The 22,110-nt window shown below is 57.8% G+C and carries 22 protein-coding genes; 9 read left to right on the top strand and 13 right to left on the bottom strand.

The genetic code is table 11. From position 1 onward, the window contains the following. Positions 1-22: 22 nt before the first annotated feature. The 6 genes from AAC637_RS03330 to pyrC all read right to left on the bottom strand — a co-directional run bounded on the left by AAC637_RS03330 (position 23) and on the right by pyrC (position 6,206). Complete coding sequence (locus tag AAC637_RS03330) at positions 23-769, bottom strand: ABC transporter ATP-binding protein (RefSeq protein WP_340302302.1); 747 nt, start codon at positions 767-769, stop codon at positions 23-25. Further along, positions 766-1,554, bottom strand: a complete 789-nt coding sequence (locus tag AAC637_RS03325; RefSeq protein WP_340302301.1) for an MlaE family ABC transporter permease — start codon at positions 1,552-1,554, stop codon at positions 766-768. Before AAC637_RS03325 ends, AAC637_RS03330 begins: the two co-directional genes overlap by 4 nt. A gap of 2 nt (positions 1,555-1,556) precedes the next feature. After that, positions 1,557-2,606: an alanine racemase gene (gene alr / locus AAC637_RS03320; RefSeq protein WP_340302300.1), complete on the bottom strand. Its 1,050-nt coding sequence runs from the start codon at positions 2,604-2,606 to the stop codon at positions 1,557-1,559. Between the two features lie 90 nt (positions 2,607-2,696). Further along, positions 2,697-4,223 carry a replicative DNA helicase gene (locus tag AAC637_RS03315; RefSeq protein WP_340251674.1) on the bottom strand — a complete coding sequence of 509 codons (1,527 nt, stop codon included), beginning with the start codon at positions 4,221-4,223 and terminating at the stop codon, positions 2,697-2,699. 243 nt (positions 4,224-4,466) lie between these two features. Continuing rightward, positions 4,467-5,147 (bottom strand): orotate phosphoribosyltransferase, encoded by a 681-nt coding sequence (locus tag AAC637_RS03310; protein ID WP_340302299.1) that lies wholly within the window; start codon positions 5,145-5,147, stop codon positions 4,467-4,469. A gap of 12 nt (positions 5,148-5,159) precedes the next feature. Beyond that, entirely contained in the window at positions 5,160-6,206 is a 1,047-nt protein-coding gene (gene pyrC / locus AAC637_RS03305) for a dihydroorotase (RefSeq protein ID WP_340302298.1), read from the bottom strand. 212 nt (positions 6,207-6,418) lie between these two features. On the opposite strand from pyrC, the gene AAC637_RS03300 reads away from it, so the two are divergent. The 7 genes from AAC637_RS03300 to AAC637_RS03270 all read left to right on the top strand — a co-directional run bounded on the left by AAC637_RS03300 (position 6,419) and on the right by AAC637_RS03270 (position 14,555). Beyond that, entirely contained in the window at positions 6,419-7,342 is a 924-nt protein-coding gene (locus AAC637_RS03300; RefSeq protein ID WP_340302297.1) for an AAA family ATPase, read from the top strand. Positions 7,343-7,348: 6 nt separating this feature from the next. Next, the gene (locus AAC637_RS03295) at positions 7,349-8,617 is read left to right on the top strand and encodes a vWA domain-containing protein (protein WP_340302296.1); all 1,269 of its coding nucleotides are present in this window, start codon (positions 7,349-7,351) and stop codon (positions 8,615-8,617) included. A gap of 21 nt (positions 8,618-8,638) precedes the next feature. Then, positions 8,639-9,616: an XdhC family protein gene (locus AAC637_RS03290; protein WP_340303133.1), complete on the top strand. Its 978-nt coding sequence runs from the start codon at positions 8,639-8,641 to the stop codon at positions 9,614-9,616. Next, on the top strand, positions 9,613-10,620 hold the full coding sequence (locus tag AAC637_RS03285) for a molybdopterin-binding protein (protein WP_340302295.1): 1,008 nt from the start codon (positions 9,613-9,615) through the stop codon (positions 10,618-10,620). The genes AAC637_RS03290 and AAC637_RS03285 overlap by 4 nt, the downstream gene beginning before the upstream one ends. A 106-nt stretch (positions 10,621-10,726) precedes the next feature. After that, the gene (locus AAC637_RS03280) at positions 10,727-11,212 is read left to right on the top strand and encodes a (2Fe-2S)-binding protein (RefSeq protein ID WP_340302294.1); all 486 of its coding nucleotides are present in this window, start codon (positions 10,727-10,729) and stop codon (positions 11,210-11,212) included. Positions 11,213-11,315: 103 nt separating this feature from the next. Further along, positions 11,316-13,679, top strand: coding sequence for a xanthine dehydrogenase family protein molybdopterin-binding subunit (locus AAC637_RS03275; protein ID WP_340302293.1), 2,364 nt, complete (start codon positions 11,316-11,318; stop codon positions 13,677-13,679). A gap of 87 nt (positions 13,680-13,766) precedes the next feature. Continuing rightward, positions 13,767-14,555: an FAD binding domain-containing protein gene (locus AAC637_RS03270; protein WP_340302292.1), complete on the top strand. Its 789-nt coding sequence runs from the start codon at positions 13,767-13,769 to the stop codon at positions 14,553-14,555. A gap of 82 nt (positions 14,556-14,637) precedes the next feature. On the opposite strand, the gene infC is transcribed toward AAC637_RS03270, so the two are convergent. The 7 genes from infC to cysG all read right to left on the bottom strand — a co-directional run bounded on the left by infC (position 14,638) and on the right by cysG (position 20,671). Continuing rightward, a complete protein-coding gene (gene infC / locus AAC637_RS03265) occupies positions 14,638-15,180 on the bottom strand; it encodes a translation initiation factor IF-3 (protein WP_411567085.1) in 543 nt (180 codons plus the stop codon). Between the two features lie 96 nt (positions 15,181-15,276). Continuing rightward, the gene (locus AAC637_RS03260) at positions 15,277-16,140 is read right to left on the bottom strand and encodes a ferredoxin--NADP reductase (RefSeq protein WP_340302291.1); all 864 of its coding nucleotides are present in this window, start codon (positions 16,138-16,140) and stop codon (positions 15,277-15,279) included. A 42-nt stretch (positions 16,141-16,182) separates the two neighbouring features. Then, the gene (locus tag AAC637_RS03255; RefSeq protein ID WP_340302290.1) at positions 16,183-16,572 is read right to left on the bottom strand and encodes a DUF934 domain-containing protein; all 390 of its coding nucleotides are present in this window, start codon (positions 16,570-16,572) and stop codon (positions 16,183-16,185) included. Between the two features lie 11 nt (positions 16,573-16,583). Then, the gene (locus AAC637_RS03250) at positions 16,584-17,324 is read right to left on the bottom strand and encodes a phosphoadenylyl-sulfate reductase (RefSeq protein WP_340302289.1); all 741 of its coding nucleotides are present in this window, start codon (positions 17,322-17,324) and stop codon (positions 16,584-16,586) included. Then, a complete protein-coding gene (locus AAC637_RS03245; RefSeq protein ID WP_340302288.1) occupies positions 17,311-18,969 on the bottom strand; it encodes a nitrite/sulfite reductase in 1,659 nt (552 codons plus the stop codon). Before AAC637_RS03245 ends, AAC637_RS03250 begins: the two co-directional genes overlap by 14 nt. Before the next feature lie 5 nt (positions 18,970-18,974). Next, on the bottom strand, positions 18,975-19,277 hold the full coding sequence (locus AAC637_RS03240) for a DUF2849 domain-containing protein (protein WP_340242887.1): 303 nt from the start codon (positions 19,275-19,277) through the stop codon (positions 18,975-18,977). Next, on the bottom strand, positions 19,274-20,671 hold the full coding sequence (gene cysG / locus AAC637_RS03235; protein ID WP_340303132.1) for a siroheme synthase CysG: 1,398 nt from the start codon (positions 20,669-20,671) through the stop codon (positions 19,274-19,276). The genes AAC637_RS03240 and cysG overlap by 4 nt, the downstream gene beginning before the upstream one ends. Positions 20,672-20,809: 138 nt before the next feature. Between cysG and AAC637_RS03230 the strand changes: the two genes are divergently transcribed. Then, positions 20,810-21,289, top strand: coding sequence for an Lrp/AsnC family transcriptional regulator (locus AAC637_RS03230; protein WP_340302287.1), 480 nt, complete (start codon positions 20,810-20,812; stop codon positions 21,287-21,289). A 59-nt stretch (positions 21,290-21,348) separates the two neighbouring features. After that, on the top strand, positions 21,349-22,110 hold the full coding sequence (locus tag AAC637_RS03225) for a heme-dependent oxidative N-demethylase family protein (protein WP_340302286.1): 762 nt from the start codon (positions 21,349-21,351) through the stop codon (positions 22,108-22,110).

Genomic DNA, 22,110 nt, shown 5'->3' with positions numbered 1-22,110 from the left:
TTTGGCCAGAGTATGCTGCGCCTTAGCGCACCGCTTCAATCGGGCCATCGGCCGAGCCTGTGATAAACTGCCGCAAATAGGGGTCATCGGCGCTGTCCATATCGGCCACGGGGCCTGTCCATTGGATCACCCCGTCATGCAGCATGGCGATTTTATCGGCAATCGCGCGCACGGAGGACATATCATGGGTGATGGTCATGGCGGTTGCGCCCATCTCAACCACGATTTCGCGGATCAAATCATTGATCACGCCCGACATGATCGGATCAAGCCCTGTGGTTGGCTCGTCAAAAAAGATAATTTCAGGCTCCGCCGCAATGGCGCGGGCGAGGCCTAGGCGCTTTTGCATGCCCCCTGACAATTCAGACGGGTAAAGGTCAGCGACATCGGGCTTCAGCCCCACACGGCGCAATTTTTCAATCGCGATCTCGCGCGCCTCTGATTTTGGCCGCTTAAGATGGCCACGCATCAGACGAAAGGCCACGTTCTGCCATACGGGCAGACTGTCAAACAGAGCCGCACCTTGGAACAGCATCCCAAAGCGCGCCAAAAACGGGTCACGCGCGGCGCGGGTGACATCCTCGCCATCAAGCAGGATCATCCCACTGTCATGGCGCACAAGGCCCAAAACCGATTTCAGCAAAACCGATTTGCCCGTGCCAGAGCCGCCAATAATGACCATGCTTTCGCCTTTGGGAACCTCAAGGTTCACGCCGCGCAAGACCTGCTTAGGGCCAAAGGATTTATGAACATCGGAGAGGGTAATCATGCGCTGAAAAACACCTCTGTCAGAATGTAGTTTGACGCCAAGATCAGGATAGAAGCTGAGACCACCGCATTGGTTGTGGCGCGGCCCACACCGGCGGCCCCTTTGCCTGAATTCATCCCATGATAGCAGCCCATCATGGCCACAATAAAGCCAAACACCGCCCCCTTGATCATGCCCGAGATGACATCCCAAGTTTCCAGAAAATCAACAGTGTTCTGAATGTAATTTGCCGCGTTGAACCCAAGCCGCGTTGTGCCCACCAAATAGCCGCCGAAAATCCCGATACTGTCCCCAATCGCCACCAAAAGGGGCAAAGACAGGGTTGCGGCCAAAACCCTTGGTAGGGTCAGATATTTGAGCGGGTTGGTTGAAAGCGTGACCAATGCATCAATCTGTTCGGTCACTTTCATCGTGCCAATCTCGGCGGCAATCGCAGCCGCCACGCGGCCCGCAACCATGAGGCCACCCAAAACAGGCCCAAGTTCGCGCACCATGCCAATGGCCACTATCGAGGGCACAACCGCCTCGGCATTAAATCGCGCGCCGCCCGAATAGATTTGCAGGGCCAAGGCCCCGCCAGTAAACAGGGCGGTCAGGCCGACCACAGGCAGGGATAAAAACCCAATTTGCATCAGTTGGATCAGGAACTCGCGCGGGTAAAATGGCGGGCGAAACAGGTGCGAGACAGTCGCGCCTGCATAGATGCTGACGCGCCCCACACCCGCCAACAGCCCCATAACCGAGCGGCCAATTGTGGCAAGCGGTGCAAGAATGAGTGCAGCCATCCCTAACCCCCTTGATAGTGGCGCTGATAGCGCGCGCCAAGCGACGTGAGGATTTCATAGCCAATCGTGCCCGCATGATCCGCCAGTTGATCCACGCCTTGTGCGGGGCAGAGGATGTCTAAGTGATTTGGCACATCTGACCCAAGCCCGCTGACATCCACCCCCATCAAATCCATCGACACGCGCCCCGCAAGGGGGCAGGGCGTGTCACCTGCATAGACTGCGGCTTTGCCCGTCATCGCGCGGATCAACCCATCGGCATATCCTGCGGCCACGGTTGCGATCTGGCGGGGGCTGTTGGGGCGATAGCCCGCGCCATAGCCCACAAACTCGCCCAGCTCGACTTGCCGCACTTGGACGACAGGCAGAGAGAGACGCACCACGGGGATCGCATCCGCAAAGGGCAGCCCGCCATAAAGCCCGATTCCAGGCCGTGTGAGATCAAAATGATAGGCCTCGCCCAAAAGAACGCCGCCCGTAGCAGAGAGGGAACGGGGGTGATGCGTGCCATCGGTCATGGCGCGAAAATTGGCCAATTGCGCGGGATTTTCTGGGTGATCAGGCTCATCAGCGCAGGCCAGATGGCTCATGATCAACTGGCATGGCCCGCGCTCGGCCTCATCGCGCAAGGCGGCCCAATCAGCCGCCTCCATGCCTAGGCGGTTCATGCCTGTATCAAGCTGAATTCCATAGGGCAGGTCGCCCGCATCGCGGTGGCGGCGGAATTGATCGGCCGAATTCAGAAGCGGGATCAAATTGTGATCCCGCAACAGCGCGCCATCACCCGCCATATGACCCGAAAAGACGAAAATGCGGGCGTGCGGGAAACCCGCCTCCGTGAGGGCGGCACGCAGTGCCGCGCCTTCTTCGGCAATTGCCACAAAGAATTTGTCAGCGCCTGCGCGGGCCAAGGCAGGGGCCACGCGCCCTGCACCCAAGCCATAGCTGTCTGCCTTCACCACCGCGGCCGTTTTCGCGTTGGTCAGGCCGTCAAGGGCGTGCCAATTGGCGACAATCGCGCCCAGATCAATATGAAGCTTTCCAGATGCCATGCGCCTTCTGTCCCGTTTTCATCGGAACCCGTCAAGGGGCAAGGCGGGTTTTGCCCCAAATTCCAACGGATCATGGCACGAATGCGCGCCCTAGTTGAACCCGTCCGCGCCTTGCTGCCATGGTTTAACGAGATTGCCGAATTTGGTGAAACGCCCCTCAAAGCTCAGCTCAACCGTGCCAACAGGCCCGTGACGCTGCTTGCCGATGATCACCTCAGCCTTGCCATGAAGCGCGTCCATGTCCTGCTGCCATTTTGCCATGGCCTCGAGATTTTCTTCGCCTGGTTTTTCGCGCTCTTTGTAATATTCGCCGCGATAGACGAACATCACCACATCGGCATCTTGCTCGATTGATCCAGATTCCCGAAGGTCTGACAATTGGGGGCGCTTATCATCGCGGTTTTCGACCTGACGCGACAGCTGCGACAGCGCGATCACAGGGATATCCAATTCCTTCGCAATCGCCTTGAGGCCTTGGGTGATTTCCGAAATTTCATTCACGCGGTTTTCGTTGCGGCCATTGCCCCGCAACAATTGCAAATAGTCGATGATCAACAAATCCAACCCCTGCGGGCTGCGCTTGAGGCGGCGCGCGCGGGCGGCAACCTGAGCAATCGGCAGCGCAGGGGTGTCGTCAATATATAGCGGACAATTCTGCAAATCCTGCGCCGCGATCAGATAGCGTTGGAATTCTTGCTCGTTCAAGTCGCCTTTGCGGATCAGTTCCGATGGCACCTCGGCCGCCTCTGACAGAACCCGCTGCGCCAATTGCGCGGCAGACATCTCAAGGCTGAAAAAACCCACCACGCCGCCATCAATCGTGCCCTCTGTGCCGTCATCCTTGAGACCCCGCTTAAAGGCACGCGCCACGTTAAAGGCGATATTGGTGGCAAGCGAGGTTTTCCCCATCGAGGGGCGCCCCGCAAGGATCAAAAGGTCAGAATGGTGCAAACCGCCCAACATCTTATCCAGATCAGCCAAGCCCGTAGAAAGGCCCGCCAAACCGCCCGACCGATTATAGGCTGCATTGGCCATTTCCACCGCATCATGCAGCGCGCGCAAGAATGATTGAAACCCGCGTGAGGTGCTGCCCGTTGAGGCGAGTTGGAACAAATCGGACTCGGCCTGCACAATCTGCTCATCGGGCGAGACATCTTCGCGCATCGATTGCGCGCGATCTGAAATGGATTTGCCCAAATCAATCAGATTGCGGCGCACAGCCAGATCATGGATCAGCTGGGCGTAGTCACGCGCGGCCGATGTGGCGATGGCCGAAAGCTGCAATTTCAACAGATATTCGGCCCCCCCAAGGGCGCGCAGACCTTCATGTTCGGCCATAAAGTTTTTCAAGGTGGTGGCGTCTGTTTGCTGCCCCTTCAGGATGCGCGCCCGTGCAACTTCGAAAATAGCGCCATGCACGGGGTCATAGAAATGCGCAGGTTCAATCAGGTCTTGCAGGCGATCAATGACGTCATTTGACGCCAAAATTGCGCCCAATAGTTGCTGTTCGGCTTCGATGTTATGCGGCAGAGGGGAGAGGGCGGTTGCGTCCGTGTCGGGATCAACATCGCCTGACTTGCGCAATGCTTTGGCATTGAGATTGGCGATCTCGCTCATGATTACTCCCCCGACAAATCACACCCTACCTGCGGTATGCTGCGTATGACGCAGCGTCAATCTGGATATCCTGTGGATATGTTGATCCCCGATAATACCCCCAAGATATGGGTGGCCCCTTCGCAAACCTTACCACATAAGGCAAGGCGGCCGGAATTTTTTTCGGGCCTTTGCTTTGCTTGATGGATCGTGCAACGGGGGTCGCGTCAATTCTGGGCCGTATTAGGGCCTGTGCTATGGGGCTTAGGCGAATCCCCGCGCGGCGCGCCATCCTTCGGGGTCGCACAGGAAATGTTCGACCTGCTCAAGCGTGTTCGCGTCAAAGTCGTTGCCTGTGCGTGCCTCGGCAATCACATCGGCCCAAGTGCATAGCCAATGCAGTTCAACCCCGTGCTCCCGCAACCGCGGGATCGTGTCCTCGAAAATGCCGTAATAGAACACAACCGCCGTGTGAGCACAGCTTGCGCCTGTCTCGCGGATTGCATCCACAAAGCTCAGCTTCGAGCCACCATCCGTGGTCAAATCTTCCACTAAGAGCACGCGGTCACCTGCATCCATTGCCCCCTCGATACGGGCGTTTTTGCCATACCCTTTGGGCTTTTTGCGCACATAGCTCATGGGGAGGGCCATACGCTCCGCCACGAATGCGGCAAAAGGAATGCCTGCCGTCTCGCCGCCTGCGATATTGTTAAAGGCCTCAAGCCCCGCATTGCGCATGACTGTGCAGGTCAGAAAATCCATCAATGTTGCGCGCACGCGCGGGAAGGAAATAATCCGCCGACAGTCAATATAGGTGGGCGCACGTTTGCCTGAGGCATGGGTATAGGGCTCGTCCGCGTTGAAATGCACCGCGCCAATATCCAGCAACATCCGTGCTGACATTTTCGCAATCTGCGCCTGATCGGGATAGCTTGTCGGGATCATGGCATGGCTCCTTTATTGGTCGAGAACCCGCCAAAACAGTGGATGGCCTGGGTCAAAGACAGTGACAGGCCCATCTTCTGTCTCGATTTTCGCGGGATAGGTCACAGGGGTGTCTTCCTTGACCAAGGTGATCGTCGTGTCATTCGGGGCCAGACCATAGCGCGCTGGGCCAAATAGCGAGGCGAAGCCCTCAAGTTTATCAAGCGCGCCTTCTTCCTCGAACACATGGGCGAGGCAGGCCATGGTGTTGGTTGCGGTGAAACATCCCGCACAGCCACAGGCGCTTTCTTTGTTGGGGTCGGTATGGGGGGCGCTGTCCGTGCCAAGGAAGAAGCGCGGATTTCCCGAAATAGCGGCTTTGCGCAGCGCCTCTTGATGGGTCGCGCGTTTGGCCACAGGCAGGCAGTAGTAATGCGGCTTGATCCCGCCTACCAGGATATGATTGCGGTTGATCATCAGGTGATGCGTTGTGATGGTGGCCGCAATATCGCCGCTCGCCTCGCGCACATAGTCAATGCCATCGCTTGTGGTGACATGTTCAAGCGTCACTTTGAGTTGAGGAATATCACGACGCAGCGGATCAAGAACCGTATCTAGGAACACTTTTTCGCGGTCGAAAATATCGACATTATGGCGCGTGACCTCGCCATGGATGCACAAAGGCAGGCCAATCTCTGCCATCCTTTCCAAAACGGCGCGCACATTGCCGATGTCGCGCACGCCTGAGGCGGAATTTGTGGTGGCCCCTGCAGGGTAAAGCTTCACGGCCGTGATTAGCCCCGCCGCATGCGCAGAGGCCAGATCGTTGGGATCTGTGCCTTCGGTTAGGTACAATGTCATCAATGGCGTGAAGGTCATGCCATCGGGCAGGGCCGCCAAAATGCGGTCGCGATAGGCGCGGGCATCGTCCCCCGTGACCACGGGTGGCATAAGGTTCGGCATGATGATTGAGCGACCAAAATGGCGCGCGGTTTCGGGCAATACGGCGCGCAGCATTGCGCCATCGCGCAGGTGCAAATGCCAATCATCGGGGCGGCGAAGGGTCAGGGAGTATGTCATGCCCCTTGCGCTACAAAATTCCGGCAGCCTTGCCAAGAGCTAAGCGCGCTGTCGGTGGGGGTACATCCTGCTGCTCTCGCCGCTGCTTCTTTTGTGTCGGTAACCTTGTGAGATCCTAGCAGCCGAGCAAAGCGGAACAAAAGGATTTTGCACAGGCTTGACCGCAGGCTATTCTCTGGCGTTGATAGGGGCGACACATTGCGGGAGGCAGCATGCGCGGGTCATCACACCAAACGGCAATTCCCCCATCAATTGAAGCATTGCGCACAGGGTTAAGCGCCGAAGGTTACATCTGCGGCAAATCGTTGGGCACGGTTGCCTATCTTGCCCTCACCCTCGGGCGGCCGTTGTTTTTAGAAGGCGCGGCAGGCACGGGGAAAACAGAAATTGCCAAATCTATTGCCGCAATGTTGGGCCGCCGCCTGATCCGTTTGCAATGCTATGAGGGGCTTGATGCGGCCTCTGCCGTGTATGAATGGAATTTTGCCGCACAGATGGTTGCCATCCGCGCAAGCGAGGCAGCGGGTGGCGCAGATCGCGCAAGCTTGACCGCTGACTTGTTCTCACAAGATTATTTGATCGAACGGCCTTTGTTGCAGGCCATGCGCCCTGATCCCGCAGGGGCGCCTGTTTTGCTGATTGACGAGATTGACCGGACAGATGAACCTTTTGAGGCGTTCCTCCTTGAGGCGCTGTCAGATTTTCAGGTCACAATCCCCGAACTTGGCCAGATCAAAGCCCCAGAGCCGCCCATCGTCATCTTGACATCAAACCGCACCCGCGAGGTGCATGACGCGCTCAAACGGCGGTGCCTGTATCATTGGGTCGACTATCCCGACATCACCCGTGAGATGGAGATTTTGCACGCCCGTGTGCCGCAGGCGGCAGATACACTCTCGCGCGAGGTTGTGGCCTTCGTGCAGCGCCTGCGCAGCGAAGATCTATTCAAAAAGCCAGGTGTTGCAGAAACGATTGATTGGGCGAAATGTCTGCTTGCGCTTGATGTGATCGAATTATCGCCTGAGGTGATTGCAGATACGCTTGGCGCGATTTTGAAATATCAAGACGATATCGCGCGGCTGCAAGGGTCTGAGGCCAAGCGTATCTTGGACGAAATCCGCGCCGATTTGGGCTAGGGCGCTATGGAATACGCCCCGCTTGATCTGCCCGACAATCCGCAGCTTTTGCGCAACCTTGCGCATTTTGCGCGCGCCTTGCGCGTGGCGGGTCTGCCTGCGGGGTCAGGGCGTGTGATGGATGCGGCGCGCGCCTTGGCCAGTGTCGGTTTTACGGATCGGGATACGTTTTTCTATGCTTTGCGTGCCTGTTTTTGCACGCGCCCCGAGCATTTGCCAATTTTTGCGCAGATCTTCCGCCTCTATTGGCGGGATCCGCGTTACATGGAACATATGATGTCCTTGATGCTGCCCGCTATTCGCGGCGTGGCGGAAGAACGCCAAGCCAAACCCGCCGAAAAGCGCGCGGCAGAAAGTTTGCTAGACGGAATCACGCCCGAGGTCCCCGATATAAAAGGCGAGGATCGCCCGCAGGACACGGAAATCGAAATTGACGCAAGCCTGACGATGAGCCGTGAAGAACGCTTACGCAGCCTTGATTTTGAACAAATGTCCGTGACTGAAATGGCTGAGGCGCAGCGTATTTTGGCGCGTTTGAGCCTGCCCGTGCCACCGCTGCTGACCCGCCGATACGCGGCTGATGCCAATGGCACCAAGCCCGATTGGCGCAGAAGCCTGCGCCAAGCCATGCGCCATGGCGGCGAAATGCAAGGCTTCGCGCGCAAGGCGCGGCGCGAAAGGATGCCTGCCTTGATTTGTCTTTGCGATATCTCTGGGTCGATGTCAGCCTATAGCCGTGCGGTTTTGCATTTTCTGCACGCGCTCTCAAACGCGAAAGGGGCGGGGTGGTCAAAGGTCTATGGGTTCACCTTTGGAACGCGGCTCACCAATATCACCCGCCACTTACGAGGGCGCGATGTGGATGCGGCGCTGGCCGCTGCGGGAGCGGAGGCGCAAGATTGGGAAGGCGGCACGCGCATTGGGTATTGCATCGACCGCTTTAACCGCGATTGGTCGCGCCGTGTCATGGGGCAAGGCGCGATTGTGCTTTTGATCACAGATGGTCTGGATCGGGATGATCCCGAACTGTTATCGAGCGCTATGCAGCGGCTTAGCCTGTCGTCTAAGCGGCTGATCTGGATTAACCCGCTTTTGCGTTGGGAGGGGTTTGCGCCAAAGGCCGCAGGCATTCGTGCCATTTTGCCCCATGTTGATATGTTCCGCGCGGGGCACAATATCGCGGCATTGCAGGGCTTGGCCGAGGCGCTGAATGCGCGCGGGGATTTCAACGAAAAAGCACGGCTTGCGCGGATGCTATCCGATGCGGCAAGCTGAGGTTGAAAGGGAGGGGTCATGATGGAAAATATGCCCGAATTGGCGCTTGAATGGCATCGCGCGGGTCGCGGTGCGGTCTTGGCCTCTGTGGTGGAGACATGGGGCAGCGCGCCGCGCCGTGTGGGCAGCCAATTGGTGGTTGCAGGCGATGGCGAGATGCAAGGCTCCGTATCGGGGGGCTGTGTCGAAGGGGCTGTGGTTCTTGAGGCGCAGGATATGCTTGCCACCCACGCCGCTGCGCCCAAGCTGTTGGAATTTGGGGTTTCTGATGATGCAGCCTTTGCTGTGGGCTTGGCCTGTGGGGGGCGGATCAAAATTCTGCTTCAGCCCATTGGCGGGGCCTTGCCCGAGGCCATCTTGCGTGATCTCGTTGTGGCCCGTGCGGCCCGCCATGCGGTGGCCTTGATCAGCGATGTCACGGGCGAAGCCCCGCCGCAGGTCGTGGAACGCGCAGAAGCACCCGATCTGAGCGAGGCCTTCGCCAAGGATAAATCGGGTCTTGATGCCGAGGGCTTGCGCTATATCGCAATCCACAACCCGCCGTTGCGCATGGTCGTTGTGGGGGCGGTGCATATCGCGCAAAGCCTGATCCCAATGGCGCAAATGGCAGGGTATGATGTGACGCTGGTTGATCCGCGCCCCGCCTTTGGCTCGACCGCCCGATTTGAGGCGGTGCAACTGCTCGATGCTTGGCCCGATGAGGCCTTGGATGAAATCGGGCTTGATGCTCGCACGGCCGTTGTGACCTTGACCCATGATCCCAAGCTTGATGATCCCGCAATCATGGCCGCGCTGCGGGCCGATGTGTTTTATCTGGGCTGCTTGGGCTCAACGCGCACCCATGCAAATCGGGTGGATCGCCTGACCGAGGCAGGCTTTGGTGCCGAGGCTATTGCGCGCATCCATGCCCCTGTTGGTCTGAATATTGGGGCGATGGGCCCCGCAGAGATTGCAATTTCGATCATGGCGCAAATCACTGAAAGGTTGCGCACATCATGAAGTTTGGGCCGCGTCCTATAGTCGAAGGGATGGGCGCGATCTTGGCCCATTCCGTGCCCGTTGAAGGGGGGGTGATCCGGAAGGGCACGCGCCTTGGGGCAGATCATATCGCCGCGCTGCAGGCCGCGGGGGTGGCCGAGGTGACAGTTGCCGCGATGGAGGCGGGCGATGTCGATGAAAACACCGCCGCTGCGCGATTGGCGCATGCATTATGCGGGGCCGATACGGGCCTTGAGATTGAAGCCGCCTTTACAGGGCGGGTCAATCTGCGCAGTCGCGGCGCGGGCATTGTGTCGGTGGATGCCGCAAAAATCGCGGCGGTGAATGCGATTGACCCCCGCATCACAGTGGCAACCCTGCCACCATGGCAGCGGGTTTCAAAGGGGATGATGGTCGCCACAATCAAGATCATTCCTTATGCCGTGCCAGAGGCCGCGCTCTTAGCCGCGGAAGAGGCGGCCCGTGGTGGGGCATTGGCCCATATCGCGCCGCAGATTTCTTCGGCCACCCTGATCCTCACGAGCCATGAGGGACAGAAGGCGGCCGCGCTTGAGGCGAAATCTATCGCTGCGGTTGAGGCGCGTCTCGCTGCGTTGCAGGTTGACCTCAAAGTCACCCGCATCTGCCCGCATGACAAAGCCGCGCTTGAGGTTGAGATTGCGCAAGCAAAGACAAGCCTGATCTTAATCCTCACCGCCTCTGCCACATCTGACATTGATGATGTGATGCCCGCCGCGTTGCGGGGCGCGGGGGGGCAGGTGGCGCGGTTTGGAATGCCGGTTGATCCAGGTAATCTTTTGGTTTTGGGCGCATTGGCAGACATCCCTGTCATAGGCTTGCCCGGCTGCGCGCGCAGTCCCGCCTTGAATGGGGCAGATTGGGTATTGGAGCGGGTTATCTGTGGCCATCCGCCAAGCGCCGAAGAAATTGGCGCGATGGGGGTTGGGGGCTTGTTAAAGGAAATTCCCACGCGGCCACAGCCCCGTGATGGACGCAGACGATAGCCCCCTCACGCGGGTTTGAGGGGGCAAATTGGCGCGAATGCATTTTTTTGTTTTGCCATTGGCAAAATCCATGTTTGGATAACAGCAATCGTTCAGGGAGGATCGAATGACGACGGTCAAACTATCAGTAAATGGAAAGGAAATGTCAGCCGAGGTCGAAGGCCGCACACTTCTTGTTGAGGTGCTGCGCGAAAAACTTGGTCTGACAGGCACCCACGTGGGCTGTGATACCAGCCAGTGTGGGGCTTGTACCGTTCATGTGGACGGCAAATCGATAAAATCATGCTCAGTTCTGGCGATGGATGTCGCGGGCGCAGAGGTTACTACAATCGAAGGCATGGCCAATCCTGATGGCTCGCTCTCGGTGATCCAAGCCGCCTTCAAAGAGCATCATGGCCTGCAATGCGGGTTCTGTACACCTGGTATGGTGATGACTGCAGCTGCCTTGCTTAAAGAAAACCCCAAGCCCACCGAGGGCGAAGTGCGCGCCTATCTTGAAGGCAATATCTGCCGCTGCACGGGCTATCATAACATCGTCAAAGCGATCCTTGCGGCCTCGGGCCAAGATGTCGCGGCGATGGCTGCAGAATAAACGCCATCCCTTCGGGCGGAGGAGGTCCGAGGGTAGGTAATCAGAACATAATGGCCTGCCTGATCGTCAGGTGGGCGTGACAGAACCCAAGGGAGGAATGACCATGCCAAAAGATAGTGGCATCGGGGCCGCGTCAAAGCGGCGCGAAGACCTTAGATTTCTGACGGGTGGCGGTCGCTACACCGATGATATCAATCTCAATGGACAGGCTTATGTCTATTTCCTGCGCTCGGATGTGGCGCATGGTCGGATTAAATCCATCGACACCAAAGCGGCTTCTGCAATGCCAGGCGTGGTGCGGATCTTTACCGGCGCAGATTTTGAAGGGGTGGGCACCATCCCCTGCGGCTGGCAGGTGACCGACCGCGAGGGCAACCCTATGAAGGAGCCCGCGCACCCAATCCTTGCCCAAGGGAAAGTGCGCCATGTGGGTGACCCGATTGCCGCCGTTGTGGCCGAAAGCCAAGCTGCCGCGCGCGATGCGGCCGAGGCCATCGAGGTCGATATCGAAGAATTGCCTGCCGTAATCGATATGAAAAAGGCGGTCGCTGCAGGCGCGCCGAAAGTGCATGACGATCTGGCTGACAATCTTTGCTACGATTGGGGCTTTGTCGAAGACAACCGCGCAGCGGTGGATGAGGCCATCAAGAACGCGGCGCATGTCACTACGCTAGAACTTGTGAACCAACGCCTTGCACCCAATGCAATGGAGCCGCGCGTTGCGGTTGGTGATTACAATAAAGGCACCGATGAATCGACCCTCTATACCACCTCGCAAAACCCCCATGTGATCCGCCTGTTGATGGGCGCATTCGTGCTTGGCATCCCTGAACATAAGCTGCGCGTGATTGCCCCTGACGTGGGGGGTGGGTTTGGCTCAAAGATTTTCCATTACGCAGAAGAGGCCTTTTGCACCTTCGCGGCCAAAGCGATTAAACGGCCCGTGAAATGGACATCTTCGCGCTCTGAGGCGTTTATGTCTGACGCGCATGGCCGTGACCATGTGACCAAAATCGAACTTGCCTTGGATAAGGACAATAATTTTACCGCTATTCGCACTGAAACCTATGCGAATATGGGCGCGTATCTGTCCACCTTCGCGCCTTCGGTTCCAACTTGGCTGCATGGCACCTTGATGGCGGGCAATTACAAAACCCCGCTGATCTATGTAAATGTGAAGGCGGTATTCACCAACACCGTGCCAGTCGATGCCTATCGCGGGGCGGGGCGGCCTGAGGCCACCTTCCAGCTTGAGCGCGTGATTGACAAAGCGGCGCGTGAATTGGGCGTGGATCCTGTGGAATTGCGGCGGCAGAATTTCGTCACCGAATTCCCCTATCAGACACCTGTCGCCGTGCAATATGACACGGGCGATTATAAGGCCACCATGGACAAGCTGATGGAGATGATCGACCGCAAAGGGTTTGATGCCCGTGCTGCCGAAGCCAAAAAGCGCGGCAAGCTGCGTGGTCTTGGGATCAACTCCTATATCGAGGCTTGTGGTATTGCGCCTTCGCAATTGGTCGGTCAGTTGGGCGCGCGCGCGGGCCTCTATGAATCGGCCACTGTGCGCGTGAATGCCACGGGCGGGCTTGTTGTCATGACAGGCAGTCACAGCCATGGGCAGGGTCATGAGACATCCTTTGCCCAAGTTGTGGCCGATATGATTGGCATTGATGAAAACATGGTTGAAATCGTGCATGGCGATACAGCCAACACGCCGATGGGCATGGGCACTTATGGCTCGCGCTCTTTGGCGGTGGGTGGCTCTGCCATGGTGCGCGCCACGGAAAAGATCATCGCCAAGGCCAAGAAAATCGCGGCTCATTTGATGGAGGCGTCTGAGGCCGATATTGAATTGAAAGATGGTCAATTCTCAGTGGCAGGCACGGATAAATCGGTGGCTTGGGGCGATGTGACCTTGGCCGCCTACGTGCCGCATAACTATCCGCTGGATGAGATCGAACCCGGTCTTGAGGAGACGGCCTTTTATGATCCGTCCAACTTCACCTTTCCTGCGGGCGCTTATGCCTGTGAGGTGGAAGTTGATCCTGACACGGGCAAGGTCGAGATCATGGCCTTTGCGGCCGCCGATGACTTTGGCAACATCGTCAACCCGATGATCGTGGATGGCCAAGTGCATGGCGGGATCGGTCAAGGGATTGGTCAGGCCCTGCTTGAAGGGGTCAGCTATGATGAGAACGGGCAAATCTTGTCGGCGAGCTATATGGATTATGCGATGCCACGCGCCGATGATCTGCCCTTCTACAAGGTGGATCATTCCTGTCAGACCCCTTGCACCCATAACCCGTTGGGCGTGAAAGGCTGCGGCGAGGCGGGGGCAATCGGCTCGCCCCCTGCGGTGGTGAATGCGGTTGTCGATGCGTTGAACCGCGGCGGTCATGCCGTGGCGCATATTGATATGCCCCTGTCGCCGCACCGCGTCTGGCAAGCAATGCAGGGCTAAAGAAAGCACGCGCGGGTCGGTGCTCTGACCCGCGCACCATAAACGTCAAAGAGGGGCCATGCCCCTTGGAACCAGAGGAAACGGGATATGTATAATTTCGACTTTACCCGCCCAAGCACCATCAAAGACGCGGTTGCGGCCATTGGCGCAGGCGGTCAGGCGCTCAGCGGAGGGCAGACCCTCATCCCCACGATGAAAGCGCGGCTTGCCATGCCTGAAACCTTGGTCAGCCTCACAGGCATTCAAGAGATGAAGGGCATTTGCACCAATGATGCAGGCCAGATTTGCATCGGCGCGGCAACAACCCATGCAGAGGTCGCGCGCGAGGTGGCTAAATCTTATCCAGCGTTGTCTGATCTTGCGGGCCATATCGGGGATCCTGCCGTGCGCAACCGTGGCACAATTGGCGGCAGCCTTGCCAATAACGACCCGTCTGCCTGCTACCCGTCTGCGGTGCTGGGCTCAGGTGCAGTTGTGAAAACCAACAGCCGCGAAATCGCTGCGGATGATTTCTTTCAAGGCATGTTCACCACGGCCCTTGAAGAAGGCGAGATCATCACCGAGGTGAAATTCCCCGTGCCGCAAAAGGCGAATTATCAAAAATTCGTGCAGCCCGCCTCGCGCTTTGCGCTTGTTGGGGTGTTTGTTGCGAAATTCGCAGATGGTGTGCGCGTTGCAGTCACGGGCGCGTCAGGCGAGGGCGTGTTCCGTTGGACGGAGGCCGAAGCGGCGCTGTCCAAGGATTTCACCGCAGCGGCGCTTGAAGGCGTGGCGACCCCTTCAGCGGATGGGATGATCTCTGATCTGCACGGCACAGGCGCCTATCGCGCGCATTTGGTCAAAGTGATGACCGCGCGCGCTGTCGCAGCAACTTAAGGTCACCACGATCCAAAAAAAAGCCCCGCGAAAGCGGGGCTTTTTTCGTGCCATAGGCCTATGGCCCATGACCCCGTCCAAATTATTTTGCGGGGCCGATCATCATCACCATTTGACGACCTTCCAGCTTGGGCATGTTCTCGATCTTACCCACGCCTTCAATCTTTTCGGCTACACGTTCCAGCAATTCACGGCCCAATTGTTGGTGCGCCATTTCGCGGCCACGGAAGCGCAGCGTCACCTTTACCTTATCCCCATTTTCAAGGAATTTGATGGCATCGCGCACCTTGCGGTCGAAATCGTGATCATCGGTGCCAGGTCGCATTTTGACCTCTTTGACCTCGATCACCTTTTGCTTTTTGCGGGCTTCGGCTTCACGTTTCTGCTGTTCATATTTGAACTTGCCGAAATCCATGATTTTACAAACGGGCGGTTCAGCATTTGGGGAGATTTCCACCAAATCCAATCCAGCCTCATCTGCCAATTCCATTGCGCGTTCTGGGGTGACCACCCCAATATTCTCGCCCTCTGCGCCAATCAGGCGAACTTCGGGGCAGCGGATACGGTCGTTGACGCGCGGGCCAGTGTCACGGCTGGGCGGCGCGTTGTGGGGTCTGCGGGCTATGGGTTTTGTCCTTCTGTGGTTTTGCAGTGATGATGCATTAACAACCTACAGGCCCACCAAAGGGCTTTCAAGGGGGCACTTTCTAGGCTGCTGCAATCAGTCAAGAAAGGCCTTTTCCACAACGTAATGCTGTGGGTTGGAATTGGCCCCTTCGACCAAACCATAGCCCTCAAGCATATCTTTGATCTCGAGATTGAAGGCGAGGTTGCCACAGACCATGGCGCGGTCGCATTCGGGGCTGAGGGGTGGAACACCCAAATCCTCGAACACAGTGCCTGCCCGCATCAAATCTGTGATGCGGCCCATCTTGGGGCTCGGTTCGCGGGTGGTGGTGGGGTAGTATTGGATTTTATCCGCGAACCCGTCACCGATTAATTCGCGCAACAGCTCATCTTGTCTGATCTCTTCGATTAGGGTGCGGCCATAATCCAACTCGGCCACTTCGCGGCAGGTATGGGTGATGATGACCTCGTCATAATCTTCGTAGGTTTGCGGCTCGCGCAGGAGGCTTGCGAAAGGGGCAAAGCCTGTGCCCGTGGCAAAGAACCAAATCCGCTTTCCGGGCAACAGCGCGTCATGCACCAATGTCCCCACAGGTTTGGGGCGCAGGATGATTTCATCACCCACTTGGATATGCTGCAGCTTTGAGGTTAGGGGGCCGTCTTGCACCTTGATGGAATAGAATTCCAATTCTTCATCCCAGGAGGGGGAAGCAATGGAATAGGCGCGCAAAAGTGGCTTGCCGTTATCGCCCATCAATCCGATCATAACAAATTCGCCCGACCGAAAGCGCAGGCTTGCAGGCCGCGTTACGCGGAAGGAAAACAGCCGATCCGTCCAATGTTTCACAAAGGTCACGCGCTGCGCATCGGGCAGGGTGGGGGTGGCTTTGGGGAGGGTCGATGTTGCGTCTGTCACGTCACTTTGGCCTATGGTTCGGAATGGGCACAGCCCTAGCATATGCCCGCAGTTGTAAACTTTGATTTATGTCAGGGAAAGGCGCTATTCGCCGCGTAGGCGATTTTGGTAATCATGCGCGCGCCAATCGGCCCGAAACACCCATGCCTCTTGCGGTTGCCTGCGGGCCAGATCAGGGCTGATTTCCACCTCGTCAAACCCTGCGCGCCGCGCCATGGCGTATTGATCCGCAATGACATGACCCGCAGCGCGCAAGCGCCCCGAGAACCCCGCCATGCGCAGGCGTTTGGCCCATGTAAAGCCACGGCCATCGGAAAAGCTGCCAAAGGGAATGCAGATCGCGCTATGGCCTTGCGGTGTCTGGAGGGCCGCGTCAAACGCGGCGGGATCGCTTAATTCGACCATCTCTGCGGGCCGCGCAGCCTCTGGGGTAAAGCCCTGATCGGTGACCAGAATATGGGGGGTGGTGTTCATGATATGCCCTTTCACGCCACATTGCGGCGGATGATTTTGCCATCCACGAAATGGATGCCGCATTCCTCTTTGTCCTGCCCGCGCCAACGGCCCGCGCGCGGGTCTTCGCCTTCGGCAACGGGGCTCGTGCAGGGGGCGCAGCCAATAGACGGATAGCCCCGCGCCACAAGCGGATGACGGGGCAGGCGGTTATTGGTGATATAGTCCTGCACATCCTCGCGCGCCCAATGGGCCAGCGGGTTGATTTTGATCCTCATCTCGGCCTCATTCTCGAAGAATTCCAACGCCGCGCGGCTTTGCGCCTGAAAGCGTTTGCGCCCCGTGATCCAAGCGTCAAACGGGGCCAAAGCGTGTTTAAGCGGTTCGGTCTTGCGCTTGGCGCAGCAGGCATCGGGGTTGGTTTTATGCAAATCGCCCTGCGGGTCGCTGGCCGCAATCATCGTGCGGCTGGCGTGAATGCGGCGCACATCCTCAAGGCCCAAATGATCTGCCAAGTCGTTTTGATAGGTTAAGGTTTCGGGAAAGAGCATTTCGGTGTCGATGAACAAAACGGGTGTCGTGCGATCAATCACTGACACCATGTGCAACAACACCACAGACTCCGCCCCAAAGGAGGATACCAAGGCCACGCGCCCGCAATCTGCGTCCCGCAACGCATGCTCAAGCACGGCTGTGGCACCGTGTTTGTCATAGCGGCGGTTCAGCACAGCCACCCGTTCAGGAACTGTGCCAAAGGGGCTAGGCTGCAACATCTTGCGCGCCCTCCTGCGGATAAAGCGCGGCCTTGAAAGGGTCTAGCCCGACACGGCGATAGGTTGTGATGAAGGGCTCATCCGCCCCATCGCGCAAGGTCAAATAGGCGCGCAATAGACGCTCAAGCGCAGGTATCAGCGCATCGGCAGAAAATCCGGGGCCTGCGCGCTCGCCGATTGCGGCGGCCTCTGTGTGATCACCCCCAAGGGTGATTTGATAATTTTCGACCCCTGCACGATCCAAGCCCAAAATCCCGATATGGCCCACATGGTGATGCCCGCAGGCATTGATGCAGCCTGAGATTTTTATTTTCAGCGCGCCAATTTCCTCCTCTAGCCCGATATCGCGAAAATGCGTGGCGATTTCCTGCGCAATAGGAATAGAGCGCGCCGTGGCCAAGGCGCAGTAATCCATGCCAGGGCAGGCGATAATATCCGAGATCTTCCCGATATTGGCCGTGGCCAAACCCACAGCCTTCAGCCGCTGATAGAGATCAGGCAGGGCTGCGCGGGGAATATGGGGCAGGATCACGTTTTGTTCGTGGCTGATGCGCAGCTCGTCGTGCCCATAGGTTTCGGCAAGATCGGCCAAGACCTCCATTTGCGCGGCGGTGGCATCACCGGGTGTCGCGCCATGGGATTTCATCGAAACCGTCACAATGGCGTAATCTGGATGGCGGTGTGCCGTTACGTTGCTGTCGATAAAGGCGCGCAAAGCGGGGCTTAGGGTTGGGGCGCCGTTGTCGCCTTTGATAAACTCAGGGGGTGCAAAATGGCCCCGAATTTCTGCCAAAAGGCGTTGATCAACCCCTTTGAATGCCGCGCGGCGGGGTATGAATTCCTCTTCGACAAGGCGTTTGATTTCGTCCAAGCCTGTCTCGTGTAGGGTGATCTTGATGCGGGCCTTATATTTATTATCTCGCCGCCCGATCAGGTTATAAACCGCCACAATTGCCTCAATATAGGGCAGAAGATCCGCCTTGGGCAGAAACTCTGCCAAAACCTTGCCGATCATAGGCGTGCGACCTAAGCCGCCCCCGACCAAGACCTGATAGCCAATCTCGCCTTCACGCGCGACAAGGCGCAGACCGATATCATGGGCGGCGGTGACGGCACGGTCATTGGGGCTGCCTGTTACGGCAATTTTGAACTTCCGCGGCAGGAATTGAAATTCGGGATGATCGGTTGACCATTGGCGGATCAATTCGGCCACGGGGCGAGGGTCTGCAATCTCATCTGCAGCGGCCCCTGCAAAATGGTCTGCAGTGACATTGCGCACGGTGTTCCCCGAAGTTTGGATGGCGTGAAGGCCAACTTCGGCCAAAGCATCCAGAATATCGGGCACATCGTCTAATTTTGGCCAATTGAATTGGATGTTTTGGCGCGTGGTGAAATGGCCATAGCCCTTGTCCCATTGCCGTGCGACCCGCGCCAAGGCGCGCATCTGTGCTGAATTGAGCGTGCCATAGGGGATCGCTACGCGCAGCATATAGGCGTGAAGCTGCAGATATAGCCCGTTCATCAAGCGCAGAGGTTTAAACTCATCCTCGGTCAATTCGCCAGACAGGCGGCGGGCCACTTGCGCGCGGAATTGCGCGTTGCGGGCGCGCAGGAAACTTTCGTCAAATTCAGTGTAGCGATACATCTGCCTTACCCTTGCGCTTGTTCTTGTTTGCCATGGGGATAGTTTGAGGGGCCGCGCATCCGAAAAGCCTCGCGAAAATGCGCAGGCGCGGGCCCTGTTTCCGTTGTAATGGCATCGACCAGATAAGGGCCGACCACCAGATCGCTTTGCGCGAAGGCTGCGGCAAGCGCGGCCTCGGCCGTGGCGCTGTCAGCAAAGACCACCGCATCGGTGATGCCCCGCGCCCATCTTTGGTCGGCCGCCCAATAGACGACATCGCCAAGGCGCAGGTCATTCGCGGTCAGGATTTTGGAATAATCACGGCTCATAACGCAATCTCCGCTTTGAGAGTGTTGAGGGCCGTGCGCGCGGCGCGCGGCGCAAGCCCATATAGGATCACCGCAGGCGCACCTTTGCCTTGGGCCTCAATGGCGTGGGCAAGATGTGCAAGATCGGTATCGATGACATGAGTGTCGGCGCGGCTTGCATGTTCGACCACAGTGACAGGTGTGTCGGGGCGTGCGCCATGCATCAAAAGCCGTCCTTGGATAAAGCGCGCACCGCGCTTGCCCATATAGATCGCCGCCACCTCGCCACTGCGCGCAAGGCCGCGCCAATCATGTTCGGCAAACCCTGCCACATCATGGCCCGTGAGAAATCGCAGCGCGGAATTGCGCCCCCGTTTCGTCAGGCTTTGCCCGATTTGCGCGGAGGCGGCGCTTGCCGCCGTGATACCTGGAATGATCGACCATGGGATATCGGCATCAGAAAGCGCATCAATCTCATCATCCAAGCGGCCATAGACGCACGGATCGCCCGCCTTAAGGCGTACCACCTTAGCGCCGGCGCGCGCATGTTCCACCATAAGGGCAGAAATATCTTCTTGCTTCATCGCACGGCCAAAGCCCGTTTTTCCTGCATCAATCAGCACCGCCTCGCGCCGTGCAAGCTCTAGGATTTGGGGCGAGATTAGGCGGTCGTGGATCACCACCTCGGCCTCATCAAGGGCTTTGCGCGCCTTGAGTGTGAGAAGTTCGGGGTCGCCCGGGCCTGCACCGACCAAAAGCACTTCGCCCAAAGGGGCGGCGGCGGTCAGGCTCTCTGTCAGCAGGGTTTCAAGTGCACCCTCAAGACCGGCTTCACCCTCCGCCGCAAAGATCCGTGGTGCGAGTTGATCATAGTAGCGCGCCCAAAACCCGCGCCGCGCGGCCCCTTCGGGCAAGGCTTCGACCTGAGGGCGAAAGGACTTCGCCACACGGGCAAAAATTCCAAGGGCGGGGCTTAACCTCTCCTCCAAGTCTCGCTTGATCCGCCGCGCCAAAACGGGCGCCGCGCCTTCAGTGCCGATGGCAATCGTCACGGGGTCACGATCAACGATAGCGGGCGTGATGAATTCGGATGCTTCGAGATTGTCGACCCAATTCACCAATGCCCCATCCGCGCGGGCCAAGCGAATGACGCGTGCATCTTCGGCATCATCATCATTTGCGGCGTAAAAGAGGGCGGCGCAAAACGCATCCCCCGCCGCAAGCGCACGCTTGATCAAGGTGATCTTGCCCGTGGCAGCCAAATCCAAAACCGCAGGGGCAGGGGCAGCTGCAAAAACCCAAATGCGGGCTTCGGTCTTGAGCAGCAAGCGCAGCTTGGCCAAGGCACATTCGCCGCCGCCCGACACGATCACACGCCGTCCCGCGAGATTAAGGAAGATCGGAAAATGCTGCATGGTCAAAACTCCGCGTTCACTCTGCATCATATAGAACAATTTCCTGAAATTTGGCAGATACCCCTTGCAGATAGGGACGTATGTTCGGTATTGATGCCGCATAACCCATCGCTGTTCTGTGGATGAAAGGCTTTGCGGATGGCTGTTCAAATAGACGAGACCGATCGAAAAATCCTTGCAGTGCTGCAAGAGGATGCAAGCCTGTCTTTGGATGAAATCGCGCGCCGTGTTGGCTCGTCCAAGACGCCTGTTTGGACGCGGATTCGCCGCATGAAAGAGGCGGGGATTATTGGACGGCATACTGTGGAATTGGATGCCGATGCCTTAGGGCTTGAGGCGTGTTTTTTCGTTTTGATCCGCACATCTGAACATGATGCCGAATGGCAAAAGGCGTTTTTGCGCAGCCTCAAATCTCGCCCCGAAGTGTTGGAGGCGCATCGCCTTGCAGGGGAGATTGACTATATTTTGAAGGTTCGGGTGCGCAATGCACGCGCCTATGACGCCTTTTATCAGGTCTTGATTTCAGAGGTGAAAATCTACAACGTCACCGCATTGCTTTCGATGGAGGAGATCAAATCCACCTCCATGTTGCCGTTGGGATTGGCCGAGGTGAAATGATCTCAGACAGGATCTTATCCGACCCTATTTTGCAGGACCATCTGCCAAGCGCGCCTTGGATGGCCGAGGCGACCCGCCGCCTGCCAGGGGTGCAACCTGTGCCGATGTCGGATTGGCTGATCCGTGACGAGCGATATGCCGAACAAATGGCCTTGCGCGATCGTCTGTTGGCGGCGCATCGTGCGCGGGTGTTTGAATGCCAAACAGGCGCAGAAGCCGCCTGTGCCGAATTACGCGATCTGGTGGTCGCGCATCTGCCTGATGGCTTTGCGCATCAAGGCCGCGTGATCACCCGACCAGATGGGGTGGTGATTGATCTTGATGCCGATCACCCGTTGATCACCGCTGCTCGTCTTGTTCAGGAGGATTTGTGCATCCTCACCCATGATACCCTGCAGGGCGAGCATCTGCTCAGCGCGGCGGTTTTGTGCTTTCCCGCCAGTTGGACATTGGCGGAAAAGATTGGGCGGCCTTTGACCGCGATCCATATTCCCGTTGAAAAATACGATGATGTTATGGCCAAGCGCGTGCAGCGCCTGTTTGATATGGTGCGGGTGGGTCACCCGCTTTGGCGGCAGAATGCGCTTTTTTATCAAAACCCCGCTCTGTTTCAGCCTGCCTCAGAGGCACAGCCACGCAAAACCCCGGAAAGGCGACCAGAATTTTTGCGCTCAGAGCGGCAGGTTATTCTGCGTCTGCCGCTTACAGGGGCGATGGTGTTTTCGATCCACACGTGGGTTTTGCCCTTTGGGCAATTAAGCCCTGAACAGGTCGAAGGTTTGGCAGCCCACCCTGTGCATTACGCAGGGCGCTCTGTCTGA

This window comes from Roseobacter sp. HKCCD7870 (genome assembly GCF_037830315.1).
Lineage (GTDB): Bacteria > Pseudomonadota > Alphaproteobacteria > Rhodobacterales > Rhodobacteraceae > M30B80.
The sequence above is the reverse complement of the archived record's forward strand: the minus strand, read 5'-3'. Positions and strand labels throughout refer to the sequence as shown.